Below are 16,748 nucleotides of genomic sequence, written 5' to 3'. Positions count from 1 at the left end.
CCAAGCCTCACCGGCCCGCGAGCTCCGGACAAGATAATCGCGGGTATCAGCGGATGCCGGATCAGCGATCAAGTGGAAAGGGGCCGCATCGGTAATCGTCACCGTCACCAGGTCGCCCGGACGCGGCGCCTTGCCACCGTCCGGAATAGAAAAGTGTACAAGTCGCTGATCCTTTGCCCGGCCGGACAGCCGGTGGGTCTCAGCGGCCTTCCGACCCTGGTTGGCAGTGACCATCACTTCCACCTGGTTGCCAACTTGTTTCCGGTTTTCCTCGGCCGAAATCCGGTCCTGCAGGTCCGTGAGCCGTTCGTAACGCTCCTGGACTATTGCCTTCGGCAGCTGGTGGTCCATATCGGCCGCCGGCGTGCCGGGCCGCTTGGAGTACTGGAAGGTAAAGGCGCTGGAAAAGCGGGAGGCTTCCACAACGTCGAGCGTGGCTTGGAAGTCCTCTTCGGTTTCTCCGGGGAAACCAACAATGATGTCGGTGGTGATGGCGGCGTGCGGTATCCGCTCGCGTACCCGGTCCAGGATGCCCAGGAACTTCTTCGACCGGTAGGACCGGCGCATATCCTTAAGCACCTTGTCGGAGCCGGATTGCAGCGGCATATGCAACTGCGGCATGACGTTGTGTGTTTCCGCCATCGCATCAATGACGTCGTCGGTGAATGCCGCGGGGTGCGGGCTGGTGAACCGTACACGTTCCAAGCCTTCGATTTGGCCACAGGCGCGAAGCAGCTTCGCAAACGCGCCACGGTCGCCGAATTCGACTCCATAGGAGTTGACATTCTGTCCCAGCAGCGTCACCTCAATGGCGCCGTCGTCCACGAGGGCCTGGATTTCCGCAAGGATGTCACCCGGCCGACGGTCCCGCTCCTTGCCCCGCAACGAGGGAACGATGCAGAAGGTGCAGGTGTTGTTGCAGCCAACAGAGATGGAGACCCAGCCCGAGTAGACCGCATCGCGCTTGGTGGGAAGCGTTGACGGGAACACGTCCAGCGACTCGAGGATTTCCAGTTGAGCTTCGTTGTTGTGCCGGGCGCGTTCGAGCAGAGTCGGCAAGGCGCCAATATTATGGGTGCCGAAAACCACGTCAACCCACGGTGCTTTGGTAATGATTTCATCCTGGTCCTTTTGGGCCAAGCATCCACCGACGGCAATCTGCATGCCCTCATGGGCTTCCTTCACTGAAGCCAGCATGCCGAGATTCCCATACAGCTTGTTGTCGGCGTTTTCCCTTACGGCACAGGTATTGAAGACGACGACGTCGGCCTGGTTGCCGCCGGCGTCGACGTAGCCGGCTTCCTCCAAGAGACCTGACATACGTTCTGAATCGTGAACGTTCATCTGGCAACCAAACGTCCGTACCTGGTACGTCCTCGGCTTGGTCTCGGAGGTCTCTTGATCTGGGGCGGGGATGGTCAGTGTCACCCTACAAGGGTAAGACGTCCCCGCCCGCAGACCACAATCGCCGGCGGCCGCCGCCGAAGCCAGACGGTGCCGCCGCTAATCCTCCGCCAGCCCGTCGATTGCTTCCCCCACGACTTGGAAGGCAAGCGACGGCGAGTACCCTTTGCGTGCCAGCATTGAGACCAGCCGCCTTGTGTGCTTGTCCCGTACGGCCCGATCGGCGTAGTCGATGCCGGTCTTCAGCTTTCTTCCGACCAGATCACGGGCTGCCTGCAGTTCGTCGCCCTCGGTGAGCTGGCTCAATGCCACTTCCGCCAGATCACCGGTGATGCCCTTGTCCGCAAGTTCGCGCTGGATCGCGCGGGCTGCCAGCCCCTTGGTTTGGGCCCTGCTGCGCACCCACATTCTGGCAAACTCGGCGTCATCAATGAGCTGGACTTCTTCAAAGCGGTCGAGGACAGCCTCGGCCACCTCATCCGGGACGTCCCGGTCCGCCAGTTTGCGGGCGAGCTGAAACCGGCTTTTCGGTGAAGCAGTCAATTGGCGCAAGACTATGGACCGCGCCACATCATGGGGATCGGCTTCGGCTGTGTCATCAGCAGAGGTACCAGACGTCGGTCCCGTTCCGCTGTTACTGAACGGAGCCATTCGTTCCTAGAACTTGTCTCCGCCGACTGCCTTCAGCTTTGGTTCAGTCTCCGGTGTCTCTTCGATTTTGGCACCAACACCGAGCTTTTCCTTGATCAGGCGTTCGAGTTCGTCGGCAAGCTCAGGATTGTCCCGCAGGAACCTCCGGGAGTTCTCCATTCCCTGTCCCAGCTGGTCCCCGTCGTAGGTGAACCAGGAACCGGACTTCTTGATGAGACCATGCTCGACGCCCATGTCGATGATTCCGCCTTCGCGGGAAATCCCCTGACCGTAGATGATGTCGAACTCTGCCACCTTGAACGGCGGCGCCATCTTGTTCTTAACGATCTTTGCCTTGGTCCTGTTGCCAACCGAGTCAGCCCCTTCTTTGAGGGTCTGGATCCGGCGGACGTCGATGCGCACGGAGGCATAGAACTTCAATGCCTTGCCACCGGTGGTCGTTTCGGGGCTGCCGAAAAAGACACCGATCTTTTCACGCAGCTGGTTGATGAAGATAGCGGTTGTCTTGGTCTGGTTCAGGCGGCCGGCGATCTTACGCAGCGCCTGGCTCATCAAGCGGGCCTGAAGGCCAACATGGCTGTCGCCCATCTCGCCTTCGATTTCGGCCCGCGGCACCAGTGCGGCGACGGAGTCGATGACAATAACGTCCAACGATCCGGAACCGACCAGCATGTCCATGATCTCCAGCGCCTGTTCTCCGGTGTCCGGCTGCGAGACCAGGAGCGCATCAGTATCCACGCCCAGTTTTTGGGCATACTCGGGATCCAGGGCGTGTTCGGCGTCGATGAATGCCGCGATGCCGCCGTTTCGCTGCGCATTGGCAACAGCATGCAGCGCCACCGTCGTCTTACCCGATGACTCGGGGCCGTAAATCTCAACAACCCTGCCACGCGGCAATCCCCCGATACCAAGGGCAATGTCGAGCGAAATCGCTCCAGTGGGTATCACCTCGACGGGCGCACGGGTGTCATCACCCAAACGCATGATGGATCCCTTGCCATACTGCTTGTCAATTTGCGCCAGAGCGGCTTCCAGGGCCTTCTCGCGATCGGCTGGTGCCGGCATAATTCACCTCGATGTCTAGTGGCCTGTTGGCCGTTTATATGTCTGGCTACGACGTTAGACCTTCCCACCGACAGAACAAGAGCTTATTCGGTGGTTGTGGATAAGCATGGTCCGCAGGCGATGTGTCCTCTGCTCAATAGTTTAGTGCCGCCCGAACAAGTATTCGAAGAGGAACACTGGCGTGTCGCTTAGCTGGTGCGGGGCTTAATGTCCCGACCCCACCGGCGTTCGGCCGGAACGTCCTGGACATCGCAGATGGCGAACCACACTTTCCGGGGGTCCTCGCCATCCTTCAGCGCGGCGGCAGCAGTGCGTCCGGATAGACCTGTCAGCACGAGGTCCTCAGCAAGGACTTTGGAATACCCCTGCCCAAACTCGTCATCCATCAATCGCCGGAACTCACTCATTCGCACATGTTGAGTCTCTCATGATCCTGCCCCGCGCGGCCAAGCCTGCAGCACTCTAGAATGGTGTTCATGAGTGAGACCGAGGAGTCCCCCACCGGGCCGGACCCGCGCAGCGCCATCGAGCAGCTGGAGCAGCAACTAAGCATGCTGTGGCGCCGTTCCAGGTCTATCTCACATCGGGTGGCACGTGACGTTCATCCGGACATGGAGCCAGCTGCCTATGGCCTGCTCCTCATTCTGCAGAGTGAAGGGGCGATGCGGCTGACAGAACTGGCGGCAAATATCGGCGTCGGAAAGCCCTCGGTCAGCCGCCAGGTTACGTTATTGGAAAGCCTCGGCCTCGTGAGGAAACAAGCCGATCCATTCGACGGGCGGGCGCAGACGATTACCTTGACCGAAAAGGGACTGAACCAGCTCTTGACGACACAGCTGGCCAGGAAGCAGGCCTTCCGCAACAGATTGTCGGATTGGTCTGAACACGACGTCGAGCATTTGGCTGTGCTGCTGGCCAGGCTCAATGATGAGTACACCAAGGACAAGTGAAGCCCGCCGGACGAACCAGCGGGCTTCAGCGTCTTAGTTGTTTCAGTTTTGGGTTCAGTACGAGCTGGGGGCGAGACCCCGGTCCAGTTCACCGGTGAGGTCCCCGGACAGGTCACGGGCAAATTCCCGTGAGAATTCCTGTGGAACGGTATCTGGAACGGCTACACCTTCCGCCTCGGCAAGTCGCTCACTCACTTCGCGCAACATCAGCGACAGCGGAACATCAAGTGCCGAGCAGATGGAGGAAAGGAGCTCTGATGATGCTTCCTTCTGTCCCCGCTCGACTTCGCTCAGATACCCAAGAGACACGCGTGCATTATGCGAGACTTCACGGAGGGTGCGGCCCTGGCGCTGACGGACCTGACGCAGTACCTCACCGATCTCATGGCGTAGAACGACCATTTTGCGCTCCTTCTGTTCTGGTTGGGCATTTTCTGCCAGACCCACATCACGCCAACGGACCACGCCGTTTACGGACACGGGTTGCTTTACCATCTGGATCGCCTTGCTCCCTTACTCTACGGACGCTGCCTGCCGGATCTGCTTACGGCTGGGGCCGTTATACTACATCTTATGCCGCCAGTGTATGGACTGCCGACACTATTAGTAACTGTTGCCAAAAGGAAATTGTTCCCACGCATCGCTAATCTACCTTGATGAGCCCGCCGCGTCGATTGCTTGATGAAGCTGCAGCAAGGCATGCCGGCAGGCCTGGGACTGGATTTCGGCGCGGCTGCCCGAGAATTCGTACTTGCTCGACCACGCGCCGTATTCGTCTGCCAACGCGATATATACGGTGCCTACTGCCTGGCCATCGTGCGGTTCAGGGCCGGCGACACCGGTGGTGGCAACTGCCAAGGAAGCTTCAGCGAGTCGCCGCACACCCTGAGCCATTTGACGTGCGACGTCGGCATCAACAGATCCGTTGGTGGCCAGCAGGGCGCCGCTGACGCCAAGCACATTTTCCTTGACGGTGTTCCGGTAGGCCACAACTGCACCGTTGAGCATTCCGGACGCCCCGGGAACAGAAGCCAGCTCGGCACAGACCATGCCGGCAGTTAACGACTCCGCGGTCGCCACCGTAATCCCCGAGGCCAGGGCATCGGCGACGAGTTGGTTCACATCCGGAGCAGCCTCGGTCCGGCGGGAAGTAGTCACCGCTGCACCTGACCCGTTCCGCGGGCACCCGAGTGCAACCGCACCGCCTGAATGACGTAGTCAACGCCGGTTATGACGGTCACTGCCACCGCAATCAGCATGGCCGCCAGCGCGACCCATTCCATCCAACCGCCCAGCAGGTCCGCCAGCGGCATCAGATACAACAGCACTGCGGCGGTCTGCAGCACCGTCTTCAGTTTTCCTCCACGGGAAGCCGGAATAACGCCATACCTGATCACTACGAACCGCAGCACGGTGATGAACAGCTCCCTGCCAAGGATGACAATCGTGATCCACCAAGGCATTCCGTCGATAACGCTCAAAAGGACCAGGGCCGAACCGATCAGCAGCTTGTCGGCGATCGGATCGGCGATCTTGCCGAAATTAGTGATCAGACCCCTGCTGCGGGCAATATCTCCGTCGAGCTTGTCGGTGTATATGGCGACGGCGAATGCCAACACAGCCAGCCAGCGCGCAACCCCGTTTTCGCCCTCGTCGAGCAGCAGCAACCAAATAAACAGCGGCACAAGCAGCACCCGGATCACCGTCAGGACATTGGCGATGTTCAGGGTTGGAACTTTTTCAGGCTGCGGAGAAGTCACTTACTAAGGCTACAACCGTGTGGCCGGTAAACGTATTGTCTCTGGAATGCGCGCGCAACCGGACCTTTCCGGCCGTCAGCGGCCGGTCAGGCCCCAGGCATCCTCGGATGTATCGCCGTCGTCGCCATCTGCGCCGTCATAATACTGCTCCGCGGTATTCTGCAGTGACGCATCGACCTGATCGAGCTGACCGGTGGCGGGATCCGGTGCCTGAACGGGGTGTGGTTGGGTGGCGTCGTCTACCGTTGGTGCTGCCTGCGCCGGCGGGTCGTCGCCCCGGATGGTTGCCATGGTGGCTGCCAGATCGTCGGGGCTGACCAGCACATCCCGTGCCTTGGATCCTTCGGAAGGACCAACCACTCCCCTGGATTCAAGCAGGTCCATCAGCCGTCCGGCCTTGGCGAAGCCAACCCGGAGCTTGCGCTGCAGCATCGAAGTCGAACCGAACTGAGTTGTGACCACCAACTCGGTTGCCTGCAGCAGGACATCCATATCGTCCCCGATATCGTCGTCGATCTGCTTCTTCGGCGCCACTTGCGTGACATCGTCACGGTAGACGGCCTGCAACTGCCCCTTCACATGGGCGACGACGTCGTGGATTTCAGTTTCCGTAACCCAGGCGCCCTGCACGCGAATGGGTTTCGAGGCTCCCATTGGCAGGAACAACGCGTCACCCTGGCCAATCAGCTTCTCGGCGCCGGCCTGGTCCAGGACAACCCGCGAGTCGGTGACCGACGACGTCGCAAAGGCCATCCGTGAGGGCACGTTCGCCTTGATCAGACCGGTCACCACGTCCACGGAAGGCCGCTGGGTTGCGAGCACCAGGTGGATACCGGCGGCCCGTGCCAGCTGCGTAATGCGGACGATGGAATCTTCCACGTCCCGGGGCGCGACCATCATGAGGTCGGCAAGCTCGTCCACCATCACGAGCAGGTAAGGGTACGGCTTCATCACGCGCTTGCTGTCCGGCGGCGGAGTCACCTTCCCGTTACGCACGGCCTTATTGAAGTCATCGATGTGCTTGAAACCGTAGGTCGACAGGTCGTCGTACCGGGTGTCCATCTCACGGACCACCCACTGCAGCGCCTCGGCTGCCTTCTTGGGGTTGGTGATAATCGGCGTGATCAGGTGCGGGACGCCCTCGTACGCGGTCAGCTCAACGCGCTTCGGGTCGACCATGACCATGCGGACCTCGTCCGGTGTAGCACGCATCAGGATTGAGGTGATCATTGAGTTCACGAACGAGGATTTACCCGCTCCGGTGGCGCCGGCGACCAGAAGGTGCGGCATCTTCGCCAGGTTGGCGACGACGAAGCCACCTTCCACGTCCTTGCCCACACCCATCACCATCGGATGTTCGGTGCGGCGGGCGACCTGGGAACGCAGCACGTCGCCGAGCGAGACCGTTTCGCGGTCCGAGTTGGGAATTTCGATGCCGATGGCGGACTTTCCCGGAATCGGCGAAAGAATACGGACATCGGCGCTGGCCACAGCGTAGGAGATGTTCTTGGACAAGGCCGTGACCCGTTCAACCTTGATGCCGGGTCCGAGCTCAATCTCGTACCGGGTTACGGTGGGGCCGCGGGAGAATCCGCTGACAATGGCATCGACGCCGAACTCCTTGAACACCTTGGTCAGGGACTCGACGACGGATTCATTGGCTGCGGAACGTTCCTTGGGCGGAGTACCTGGTGCCAAAGCATCCGTGGCGGGAAGGGTGTAGGTGACATCGCCGGCAAGCTGGAGCTGTTCAGTGCGTTGCGGGATGGGGCCGGCGGGCATTTGCGGCTGGACCGGCGACGACGGCACAGGCGTGGTGGGTTCTTCCCTGGCGGCGCTGCCTGCAGCCGGCTTTCCATTGACCATGCTGATCGCTTCAGTGGCCTGTTCGGTCGATTCTCCGAGGCCCTGCGCGCGCTTGATTTTCCGGGTGGCCAGTTCGGACGCCGTCGGCCGTTTCACGCCGGGCGGCAGAGCTGGACCTGCAGCTTCCGCTTTCTGCGCATCGTCCAGCACGGCGCGTTCGAACGCCTCATCGCCGTAGTAGCCGTCCAGCTCCCCGGCGTCGTGATTATGGTCCTTCTTTCGGCGCAGTCCGCGCTTCTTGCCCGCTTTCGGCTGCTTCTTGGTCTTGTTGTCGCCGTAGAGGTAGCTTTGGTCGTGCCCGCCGGCTTCTCCCTCGGCGGGGAGGGCCGGCAGGTCCTGGCCCATAAGGTGCTCATAAAGCGCCCGCAGCCGCGACGGAATGGCCCGGTAGGGTGTGGCGGTGACAATCAGCATGCCGGTGAAACCGAGAACGCTGAGCAGGACCAAAACGCCCCACTTGGTGATTGCTGCCGCCAGCGGAGCGGCGAGCAGGAAGCCCACCATGCCACCGGCCTCCCAAAGCGGTTCGAGCCCATTGACCAGACGCGGTTCACCACCGACGATGTGGGAAATTCCGCAGCCGCTGAAAAGCATTACCAGCAATCCAATGCCAACCCGGTTGTTACCCCTTGGGTCCTCCGGGCGGCGGATCAGCCGGATGGCACAAATCAGCAGGACGAACGGCAGCGTCAGGGCCATCCAGCCCAAAGTTCCGGCGACGACGGCGTGAACACCGCGGGCAAACCAACCGGTCAGCGCCCACCATTCGACTGCAGCGACCAGCACGCCGAGCACCAGCAGGAAAAATCCGGCACCGTCGCGCCGGACGGCAGAGTCGACACTGCTGACGTCATGGCCCATCCGCCGGATACCCCCGGCGGTCAGACGCGCCATTCCCATCCAGCTACCGGTGATCATCCGCACCGGCCAGGCGGGCCGGGGCTCGACAGGCTCGGGCTGTGATTTTGACGGTCCGGAGGTGCCTTTGGAACGTGCTGAAGAAGAGCGCGCAGCACCGCTTGAGCTTTTACTGCGCGACTGCGTGCCTGTCTGACGGGCGGGGGAAGTACGAGTCGCCATAGTATCTACGGTACTCCGGATCCGGTCCGGCCCCGTGGATTTCGGGCCGCCATGCCCGGTGTCGCCCGCCACATCCGCGGACGGTTGCAGGGGTTTAAGCTTCCAGCACCACGGGAATGATCATCGGACGACGGCGGTACCGCTTGTTCACCCAGGTGCCCACTACGCGCCGCACTGACTGCTGCAGCTGATAGGTGGTGTGGTCCTTGCTGTTGGTCACACCTTCCTCAAGAGCCGCATTGATCTTCGGAATGATCTCGTCAAAGACAGCGTCGTCCTCGGCGAAGCCGCGGGCGTGGATCTCCGGTCCGGTGACAATCTTGCCGGTCGAGCGGTTGACCACAGCGATGATGGAGATGAATCCCTCATCGCCGAGGATCCGGCGGTCTTTCAGGTCCGCATCGGTGATTTCTCCGACACTCGAGCCGTCGACATATACATAACCGCATTCGACCGAGCCCACGATTTGCGCTTTTCCATCCACCAGGTCGACGACCGAGCCGTCATCGGTCAGCAGGATGTTCTTCTTCGGGATTCCGGTCTGTTCAGCAAGCCGGCCATTTGCGATCAGGTGCCGGGTCTCGCCATGAACCGGCATGACATTGCGCGGACGGAGAATGTTGTAGCAGTAAAGCAGCTCCCCGGCGGCGGCATGGCCGGAGACGTGCACTTTGGCGCTGCCCTTGTGCACGACGTCGGCGCCGAGCTTGAGTAGACCGTTGATGACCCGGAAAACCGCGTTTTCGTTGCCCGGAATCAGCGACGACGCGAGGATGACTGTGTCACCGTCGCCGACCTCGACCCTGTGATCGCCGTTGGCCATTCTCGACAGTGCCGCCATCGGTTCGCCTTGGGAACCGGTACACATCAGTACGATCTGGTTATCCGGGATGTTGTCCACGTTCTTGATGTCCACCAAGATGCCATCAGGAACCGTGAGGTAGCCCAGCTGGGCGGCAATATTCATGTTGCGGACCATCGAGCGTCCGACCAGCGCCACCCTGCGGCCCTCCTTCGCAGCCGCATTGAGCACCTGCTGGACCCGGTGCACATGGGATGAAAATGACGCCACAATGATGCGTTTCCGGACCGAGCCGAAGATTCCCTCCAGCGTCGGACCAATCTCACGCTCCGCCGTCGTAAATCCGGGCACATCCGCGTTGGTGGAGTCGACCATGAGCAGGTCCACGCCTTCTTCGCCCAGCCGGGCAAAGGCGCGCAGGTCCGTGATGCGGCCGTCAAGGGGCAGCTGGTCCATCTTGAAGTCACCGGTGTGCAGGACGTTGCCGGCCTCGGTCCGGAGGAAGACAGCGAGCGCATCAGGGATGGAATGGTTGACGGCGACGAATTCGCATTCAAACGGTCCAAGCCGCTCGATCTGGCCTTCCGAAACGGTGAGCGTGTACGGCTTGATCCGGTGCTCGGTCAGCTTCGCCTCGATCAGTGCCAGGGTCAGCTGGGAACCGATCAGTGGGATGTCGGGGCGTTGGTTGAGCAGATACGGCACCGCGCCGATGTGGTCCTCGTGCCCGTGAGTCAAGATGACGGCCACGATGTCGTCGAGCCGGTCCTCAATGTAGGAGAAGTCAGGCAGGATCAGGTCCACGCCCGGCTGGTGCTCCTCGGGAAACAGGACGCCGCAATCGACGATGAGCAGCTTGCCGTTCAGTTCGAAGACTGCCATGTTGCGGCCGATCTCCCCCAACCCGCCCAGCGGAACAATCCGCATGGTTCCTTCCTTCAATCGCGGAGGGGTCACCAGGCGCGGCATAGCCGTTTGACTCATCGGGTTAGTTCCATTCCGGCGTCAGCGAGGTCTGCCCGCATCAGCTCGTGTTCGGCAGAGGTCGGTGCAGTCAGGGGAAGGCGCACTGTGGGGTCGGGCAATACGCCCTGCCAGGAAAGAATTTCTTTTGCCGCGACGGCGCCCGGAACCCGGGTCATCGCGGCGCGGATGGCGGGCTCAAGCTCAAAGTGAATGCGCCGTGCCGTCGCGAGGTCTCCTGCCAGGACTGCATCCACCAGCTGGCGGAACTGCACCGTCGCCAAGTGCGTCGTCACGCCCACGAGGCCGGCAGCACCGAGCGACATCCATGGCAAGGTGAGGCCGTCGTCGCCGGAATAAAACACCAGATCGGAGTTCGCCATCACGTAGGAGGCGGCGGCGAAGTCGGCCTTGGCGTCCTTGACGGCGATGATCTGCGGATGTTCCGCCAGCCGCAGCATGGTGTCGGGCAGGATCGGGACGGCAGACCGGCCGGGAATGTCATACAGCATGATCGGCAGGTCGGTCTTGTTGGCGACCGCTTCGAAGTGCGCCTGGACGCCGGACTGGGTCGGCTTGAGGTAATACGGCGTCACAAGGAGAAGGCCGTCGACGCCGGTTTCAGCGGCCATCTCCGACAGGAGCACCGAGTGCGCCGTGTCGTTGCTGCCGGTTCCTGCGATAACACTCGCGCGGTCGCCGACAGACTCGACCACGGCGCGGAACAGCGACACCTTTTCCTCGTCATCAAGGGTCGAGCTCTCGCCCGTGGTGCCGGCGACCACCAAGCCGTCGCACCCGTCGGAGACAAGTTTGTCCGCAAGACGGGCGGTTTCATCAAGGTCAATCGTGCCGTCCGCGCGCATGGGCGTGACCATGGCCGTCAGCAGGGAACCGAACAGGGACCCACCGGGGGCAATGTCAGAGTCAGCCATAGGTAAAACGTTACCTGTCATGCTGCGTTTTCCGGGTATTGGCTTAATGTAAGGCTCATCGCACCAGTCTCCGTGAGAGCATCGAGCTATGCCAAGCGCCAGCGCCAATGCGCTCCCCCACCGCCTGACTGGTATTGACGCCGCACGCGGGCTGGCGCTGCTCGGGATGATGGCGACCCACATCATCCCGTTGTACGACGGCGGGGTCCCCACTTTCGTGGCAACGACTTTCTCCGGTAGATCCGCCGCGCTCTTCGCTGTCCTGGCCGGTGTCTCGCTGGCTCTTTATACCGGTCGTGACCGTCCGCACCGCGGGGAGTCGCTGACCGCGGACCGGCGGGGGCTGGCCGTCCGTGCGCTAATGATCGCCGTATTCGGCTTTGCTGTAGGCGTGACGGAAACATCAATCGCGATCATCCTGGTCCATTACGCGTTCCTGTTCCTGGTGGCGTTGCCTTTCGCCGGGCTCCGCTTGCGGCCGCTGATCGCATGGGCGGTGGGGTGGTTGTTGGTTTCACCCGTCGTGGCCTACCTCGTCCGGCCATTGCTGCGGGACGCGCTGGCCGAGCCCGAACTGGGGCATAACCCCGTCTGGACGGATCTGCTCAACCCGGCGACCTTCGCCGCCGACATTTTTTTCACCGGCTACTACCCGGTGGCACAGTGGCTCGGTTACCTTCTGGTCGGCGTGGCGATCGGCAGGCTGGATCTGAACAAGGTCCAGACCCACGTTTCCCTGATCGTTGCTGGAATTGGTGTCGCCGCCTTCGCTAAAGGGCTGGGCGGCTTCTTCATGTACGACCTTGGCGGCCTGCTGGCGCTGATGTCCACAGAGCAGGGCAGGCAGGTTCCGCTGGAAGCCATAATGCAGGTCAGTCTGTCTCCGGTCGAGCAGTCTGGATCATGGTGGTGGCTGGCCAGCGCGGCACCGCATTCCGGGACCACTCTGGATTTGCTGCACACCAGTGCCACCGCAGCCGTCGCCATCGGTCTGTGCCTGCTGGCAACGCATTGGCACCGGAACCTGCTGCTGCCGCTGTCAGGAGCGGGCGCCATGACGCTGACCCTGTACACGGCCCACATCATCGCGCTATCGATTGGCCCGGCGGACGACTCTCCGCTGGGGCAGGTGGCCCTGTTCTGGATTTACGCTGCGGTTGCCCTCCTGCTCGGGGCGGTGTTCTCGCTGCTCAGGTGGCGCGGGCCGCTGGAGTCTATGACATCGATGATGACCACCGCGGCGCGGGGAAGCCTGTCCGACCGGGTTTAGGCTTCGACCCGCTTGCTGCGGTACATCGCAATGGCATCGCGCATGGATTTGCGCGCCCGGCGCCGGTCGCCGGCAGCATCGTAGGCGCAGGAGAGACGGAACCAGGAACGCCAGTCGTCCGGAGCAGCCTCCGCCTCAGCCTTGTACTTTTCGAACTCGGCGTCCGCTGCGTCGCGGACAATGCGGCCCGCCGGCGTTCGGGGCAGCGTGTCCTCCGGCAGCCTTCCTTCGGCAGCGAGGATTTTGGCGAGCTTTTCCATCCGGGCTCCGAAACTGATTTCCCGCACCAGTGCCCACAATCCCACCACCGGCAGGAGGAAAATGGCCGCTCCGAGGATTTTCGCCGTGGCTTCGGGGGCCATCAGCAGGATCCACCCGCGGTGGGCGGTGACCACGAGGTAGAAAACGAGCAGCAGGACAACCAGGAATACCCAGATTTTTGTCTTCATCGGGGCCGTTACGCTTCCAGGTCCAGATAGCCGTCGAGCCCCACCGTCAAACCGGGATGGGCCGCCACGGACCGGATACCCAGCAGGACACCGGGCATGAACGATTCCCGGTCGAAGGAGTCGTGCCGGATGCTCAATTGCTCCCCCGGCGAACCCAGCAGGACTTCCTGGTGGGCGACCAGCCCGCGCAGCCGCACGCTGTGCACATGAATGTCCTCAACAGTTGCCCCACGTGCCCCGTCGAGGGTGGTCTGGGTGGCATCCGGGCCTGGGCCCATCCCGGCTTCCCGCCGTGCGGCCGCTATTTGCTGCGCTGTACGCACAGCCGTTCCGGAGGGAGCATCCACCTTGTCAGGATGGTGCAGCTCAAGCACCTCAACAGATTCGAAGTATTTCGCAGCTTTAGCCGCGAACGATGTCGCCAGCACCGAACCGAGCGCGAAGTTCGGAGCGATGAGCACGCCGGTTCCAGGATGCTGTTCCAGCAGTTCGGACAATGCCGACAACCGCTCCTCGTCCCATCCGGTGGTGCCAACGACGGCGTGCATACCGTGCTGAACGGCGAATCCTACGTTTTCTTCGGTGCTGGAGGGGACGGTCAAATCAACGACGACGTCGGTCCCCGACTCCGTCAGCGTCTCCAGGGAATCCCCACGGCCAAGGGCGGCCGTCAACTCCAGGTCTTCGGCCGCCTCGACGGCACGGACGGCTGCCGAGCCCATCCGGCCCCGGGCACCCAGAACGGCCACTCGCACTCGTCTACTCATACATCCAGCGTACCGGTGGCTTTCGGCCGTTACTGACAGTCACCCAACGGCCGTTAGCCGATACCGACCCACTCAACATCGCCATCGGTGAAGAACTGCTCCTTCCAGATGGGCACCTCCGCCTTAACCCGCTCGACCAGCATGGAACACGCCTCAAATGCTGCCCGGCGGTGGGCTGCCGCCGCCGCGCAGACGAGAGCAGTATCACCAATCTGCAGGTCTCCGATCCGGTGTCCGACCCACAACCGGACCCCGGGATGCGCCGCCGCGGCCTCGTCCGCGAGTCGCTGAATGACAGCGCCGGCCGTCGGATGGGAACTGTAGCTCAGCCGTTCCACTTCCCTGCCGCCGTCGTGGTCCCGGATCACTCCGCTGAAGCTGACGACGGCGCCACACTCGTCCGAGCTGACCGCCGCCAACGCCGTCTCCAGGCTGAGGGGCTCCGCGCTGACCAGAGCGGCCAGAACCGGTCCTTGGTTAACCGTGTGCATTCTGTCCCTCCAACTGCTCACAAATATGGTTCAGCATAGGCGCCAGCACCTTCAGCCCATCCTGTACGCCGCCCGGCGATCCCGGCAGGTTGATCACGAAGGTCGGCCCCGCGGTTCCGGCCCAGCCCCGGCTCAGGCTCGCCAGCGGCGTGTTGGTCCGGCCGGCGGACCGGATGGCTTCCATCACGCCCGGGAGCTGCCGGTCGAGGAATCCTTCGGTTATCTCCGGAGTCCGGTCGTCCGGGCTCAGTCCGGTGCCGCCGCTTGTAATCACGATAGAGGGCCGCTGTTCCAGCATCTCCCCCAGCGCCGCCCGCACTGGTTCGCCGTCCGGAATCACCTCCGTCCAGTCCACGCTGTAGCCGCAGTCCTCGAGCCAATTCCTGATCAGTGGACCGCACTTGTCCTCGTACACCCCCGCAGCGGCTCTTGTGGAGGCGATGATGATGCCGGCGGATCTCATACGGTCCAGTCTCCGCTCTTGCCGCCGCTTTTGGCGAGGACTTTGATGCCGGAAATTTCCGCATGCTTGTCTACTGCCTTGATCATGTCGTACAGCGTCAAGGCTGCGACCGAGACGGCGGTCAAGGCCTCCATCTCGACGCCGGTGACCGCCGTCGTACTGACCTGCGCCTCAATGCGGATTCCGTTTTCCTGCGGGACAAAATCGACGGTGACCTTGCTCAGCGGCAACGGATGACACAACGGGATCAACGACGACGTCTGTTTGGCTCCCATGATGCCCGCCACCCGGGCAACCGCGAGCGCATCGCCCTTGGGCAGCTCTCCTGTGCTGATCATTTCCACCACACCGGCACTGGTATGCAGCCATGCCTCCGCGGTGGCCCGGCGGGCTGTTTCCCGCTTGGCGGACACGTCCACCATGTGAGCGGTCCCGTCCGGGCGGACATGGGTCAGCCCGGATACTTCCGCGCCGTCGTCTGAAGACTTTGTTGGTGCTGCCGGGTCTCTCGGTTCTGTCATGAATTGCCCTCTTCAGTCATTCGTTGCTGCGGACGATCCAGCAGCCAGATCCGTACCTTCTCCCCCGCCTCGATGCCGGCCGTGCCGTCGGGGATGTGGACCAGGGCGTTCGCCTCTGCCAGTGCATGCACCAGATGCGAACCTGCTCCGCCTACGAGCCGGACCGAACCGTCGTCGGAATACACCCCGCGCCGCACTTGGTATTTGCCCCGCGGCGAGGCCGCCGTTTCGGTCAAACGGGCAGTTAGTTCCGGCCGCGGCGGTGGGTAGCCGGTCAAGGCGGCCAGGGCAGGGCGGAGGAACATTTCGAAGGAAACGAGCCCGCTGACCGGATTGCCGGGAAAGCCCAGGAACGGTACCGAATCGACCAGGCCGATGGCCTGCGGGCCGCCCGGTTGCATTGCCACCGAGGTGAATTCCACCGGCTGGTCCGCCAGCGCCTGCCGGACGACTTCATAGGCGCCCTTGCTGATGCCGCCGGCGGTCACTATCAAGTCAACGTGGCCTTCGTGCAGATCCCGGCGCAGCTGGTCCAGGAAAGGCCCCACCTCGTCTGCCAGCAAGCGGCAGTTCCGTACCAGTACGCCGGCATCCTCCAGCGAGGTGCGCAGCAGCGTGGTGTTCGCGTCATAGATCCGGCCCGGTGGCAGCGGTTCGCCGGGCTGGACCACCTCATCGCCGGTGGCGAGCAGCAGGATGGTGGGACGCTTCCGGACCTTTACCTTCGCCATGCCCAGGGCAGCCAGAAGCCCCAGTTGCGGAGCCTGCAGGACGGTTCCGGCGCGCAAGGCGGTCGCGCCGGCGGCGATGTCACTGCCGGTCCGGCGGACGAACTGGTCCGGCGGAGTTCCGGCGGGAAGCGCAACCACGCGGCTGCCGTCCTCGTAGTCCGGGAAAAATGTGTCCGGCGACGCCTGTTCAATCGGTACGACGGCGTCCGCACCTTGCGGGAGCATGGCACCGGTCATGATCGGCGCGGCATAACCGGGTCCGAGGGGAGCCGGTGCCACACCTGCCGGGATCGCGGCGCCGACCTGGAGTCTAACGGTTCCAACGGACCCGCCGCCGTGCCCCGCATCCGCAAAATCGGACGACCGAACGGCATATCCGTCCATCTGCGAATTGTCGAAGGATGGCAACGATATCGGCGCCGGCAGGTCCTCCGCCAGGACGCGGTGAACGGCCTCCGCGAGCGGCACCGTTTCGGCGCCCAGCGTGGCCAGCGGACGCAACAGCTCCAGCACCCTGCGTTGGTGTTCCGCAACCGTTGCCGGCATCAGCGCAGCTCCTCCACTGGTCGAATTGTTCCGC

General features: G+C 62.6%; 18 protein-coding genes. 2 read left to right on the top strand and 16 right to left on the bottom strand.

All coding sequences use genetic code 11. The annotated features are described in order from the left end of the window. The 4 genes from miaB to Y707_RS0118980 form a co-directional block, all read right to left on the bottom strand. A partial coding sequence (gene miaB / locus Y707_RS31735) for a tRNA (N6-isopentenyl adenosine(37)-C2)-methylthiotransferase MiaB (RefSeq protein ID WP_035782614.1) occupies positions 1-1,428 on the bottom strand: 1,428 nt, incomplete at its 3' end. A 75-nt stretch (positions 1,429-1,503) separates the two neighbouring features. Then, the gene (locus Y707_RS0118990) at positions 1,504-2,055 is read right to left on the bottom strand and encodes a regulatory protein RecX (protein WP_026536252.1); all 552 of its coding nucleotides are present in this window, start codon (positions 2,053-2,055) and stop codon (positions 1,504-1,506) included. A 6-nt stretch (positions 2,056-2,061) separates the two neighbouring features. Next, positions 2,062-3,120 (bottom strand): recombinase RecA, encoded by a 1,059-nt coding sequence (recA, locus tag Y707_RS0118985; RefSeq protein WP_026536251.1) that lies wholly within the window; start codon positions 3,118-3,120, stop codon positions 2,062-2,064. 188 nt (positions 3,121-3,308) lie between these two features. Then, on the bottom strand, positions 3,309-3,533 hold the full coding sequence (locus tag Y707_RS0118980; RefSeq protein WP_026536250.1) for a DUF3046 domain-containing protein: 225 nt from the start codon (positions 3,531-3,533) through the stop codon (positions 3,309-3,311). 63 nt (positions 3,534-3,596) lie between these two features. On the opposite strand from Y707_RS0118980, the gene Y707_RS0118975 reads away from it, so the two are divergent. Continuing rightward, positions 3,597-4,070 (top strand): MarR family winged helix-turn-helix transcriptional regulator, encoded by a 474-nt coding sequence (locus Y707_RS0118975; RefSeq protein WP_026536249.1) that lies wholly within the window; start codon positions 3,597-3,599, stop codon positions 4,068-4,070. 54 nt (positions 4,071-4,124) lie between these two features. On the opposite strand, the gene Y707_RS0118970 is transcribed toward Y707_RS0118975, so the two are convergent. From Y707_RS0118970 to dapA, 6 genes are all read right to left on the bottom strand, one after another. Then, the gene (locus Y707_RS0118970) at positions 4,125-4,565 is read right to left on the bottom strand and encodes a helix-turn-helix domain-containing protein (RefSeq protein ID WP_026536248.1); all 441 of its coding nucleotides are present in this window, start codon (positions 4,563-4,565) and stop codon (positions 4,125-4,127) included. Positions 4,566-4,718: 153 nt separating this feature from the next. Further along, positions 4,719-5,228: a CinA family protein gene (locus Y707_RS0118965; protein WP_026536247.1), complete on the bottom strand. Its 510-nt coding sequence runs from the start codon at positions 5,226-5,228 to the stop codon at positions 4,719-4,721. Then, the gene (gene pgsA / locus Y707_RS0118960; RefSeq protein ID WP_026536246.1) at positions 5,225-5,830 is read right to left on the bottom strand and encodes a CDP-diacylglycerol--glycerol-3-phosphate 3-phosphatidyltransferase; all 606 of its coding nucleotides are present in this window, start codon (positions 5,828-5,830) and stop codon (positions 5,225-5,227) included. Before pgsA ends, Y707_RS0118965 begins: the two co-directional genes overlap by 4 nt. 75 nt (positions 5,831-5,905) lie before the next feature. Continuing rightward, complete coding sequence (locus Y707_RS0118955; RefSeq protein WP_026536245.1) at positions 5,906-8,776, bottom strand: FtsK/SpoIIIE family DNA translocase; 2,871 nt, start codon at positions 8,774-8,776, stop codon at positions 5,906-5,908. 94 nt (positions 8,777-8,870) lie between these two features. Then, complete coding sequence (locus Y707_RS0118950) at positions 8,871-10,562, bottom strand: ribonuclease J (protein WP_026536244.1); 1,692 nt, start codon at positions 10,560-10,562, stop codon at positions 8,871-8,873. After that, positions 10,559-11,476, bottom strand: a complete 918-nt coding sequence (gene dapA / locus Y707_RS0118945) for a 4-hydroxy-tetrahydrodipicolinate synthase (protein WP_026536243.1) — start codon at positions 11,474-11,476, stop codon at positions 10,559-10,561. Before dapA ends, Y707_RS0118950 begins: the two co-directional genes overlap by 4 nt. Before the next feature lie 88 nt (positions 11,477-11,564). On the opposite strand from dapA, the gene Y707_RS0118940 reads away from it, so the two are divergent. Next, positions 11,565-12,746 (top strand): heparan-alpha-glucosaminide N-acetyltransferase domain-containing protein, encoded by a 1,182-nt coding sequence (locus Y707_RS0118940; protein WP_026536242.1) that lies wholly within the window; start codon positions 11,565-11,567, stop codon positions 12,744-12,746. Here Y707_RS0118940 and Y707_RS0118935 read toward each other — a convergent pair. Genes Y707_RS0118935 through Y707_RS27545 form a run of 6 tightly spaced genes read right to left on the bottom strand, consistent with a single transcriptional unit; the run spans position 12,743 to position 16,714 of the window. Then, positions 12,743-13,195, bottom strand: a complete 453-nt coding sequence (locus Y707_RS0118935; RefSeq protein WP_026536241.1) for a hypothetical protein — start codon at positions 13,193-13,195, stop codon at positions 12,743-12,745. The two genes, Y707_RS0118940 and Y707_RS0118935, sit on opposite strands and share 4 nt — an antisense overlap. Before the next feature lie 8 nt (positions 13,196-13,203). Next, on the bottom strand, positions 13,204-13,962 hold the full coding sequence (gene dapB, locus Y707_RS0118930) for a 4-hydroxy-tetrahydrodipicolinate reductase (RefSeq protein WP_026536240.1): 759 nt from the start codon (positions 13,960-13,962) through the stop codon (positions 13,204-13,206). Positions 13,963-14,015: 53 nt separating this feature from the next. Further along, the gene (locus Y707_RS0118925; protein WP_026536239.1) at positions 14,016-14,453 is read right to left on the bottom strand and encodes a molybdenum cofactor biosynthesis protein MoaE; all 438 of its coding nucleotides are present in this window, start codon (positions 14,451-14,453) and stop codon (positions 14,016-14,018) included. Continuing rightward, positions 14,440-14,916: a MogA/MoaB family molybdenum cofactor biosynthesis protein gene (locus Y707_RS0118920; protein WP_035782611.1), complete on the bottom strand. Its 477-nt coding sequence runs from the start codon at positions 14,914-14,916 to the stop codon at positions 14,440-14,442. Before Y707_RS0118920 ends, Y707_RS0118925 begins: the two co-directional genes overlap by 14 nt. Further along, positions 14,913-15,437 carry a cyclic pyranopterin monophosphate synthase MoaC gene (moaC, locus tag Y707_RS0118915; RefSeq protein WP_051442203.1) on the bottom strand — a complete coding sequence of 175 codons (525 nt, stop codon included), beginning with the start codon at positions 15,435-15,437 and terminating at the stop codon, positions 14,913-14,915. The genes Y707_RS0118920 and moaC overlap by 4 nt, the downstream gene beginning before the upstream one ends. Further along, positions 15,434-16,714 (bottom strand): molybdopterin molybdotransferase MoeA, encoded by a 1,281-nt coding sequence (locus tag Y707_RS27545; RefSeq protein WP_051442202.1) that lies wholly within the window; start codon positions 16,712-16,714, stop codon positions 15,434-15,436. The genes moaC and Y707_RS27545 overlap by 4 nt, the downstream gene beginning before the upstream one ends. Positions 16,715-16,748 lie beyond the last annotated feature (34 nt).

Origin of the sequence: Arthrobacter sp. H14 (assembly GCF_000520495.1) — a bacterium.
Classification (GTDB): Bacteria; Actinomycetota; Actinomycetes; order Actinomycetales; family Micrococcaceae; genus Arthrobacter_C.
This window is presented reverse-complemented; position numbering and strand designations above follow the sequence as displayed.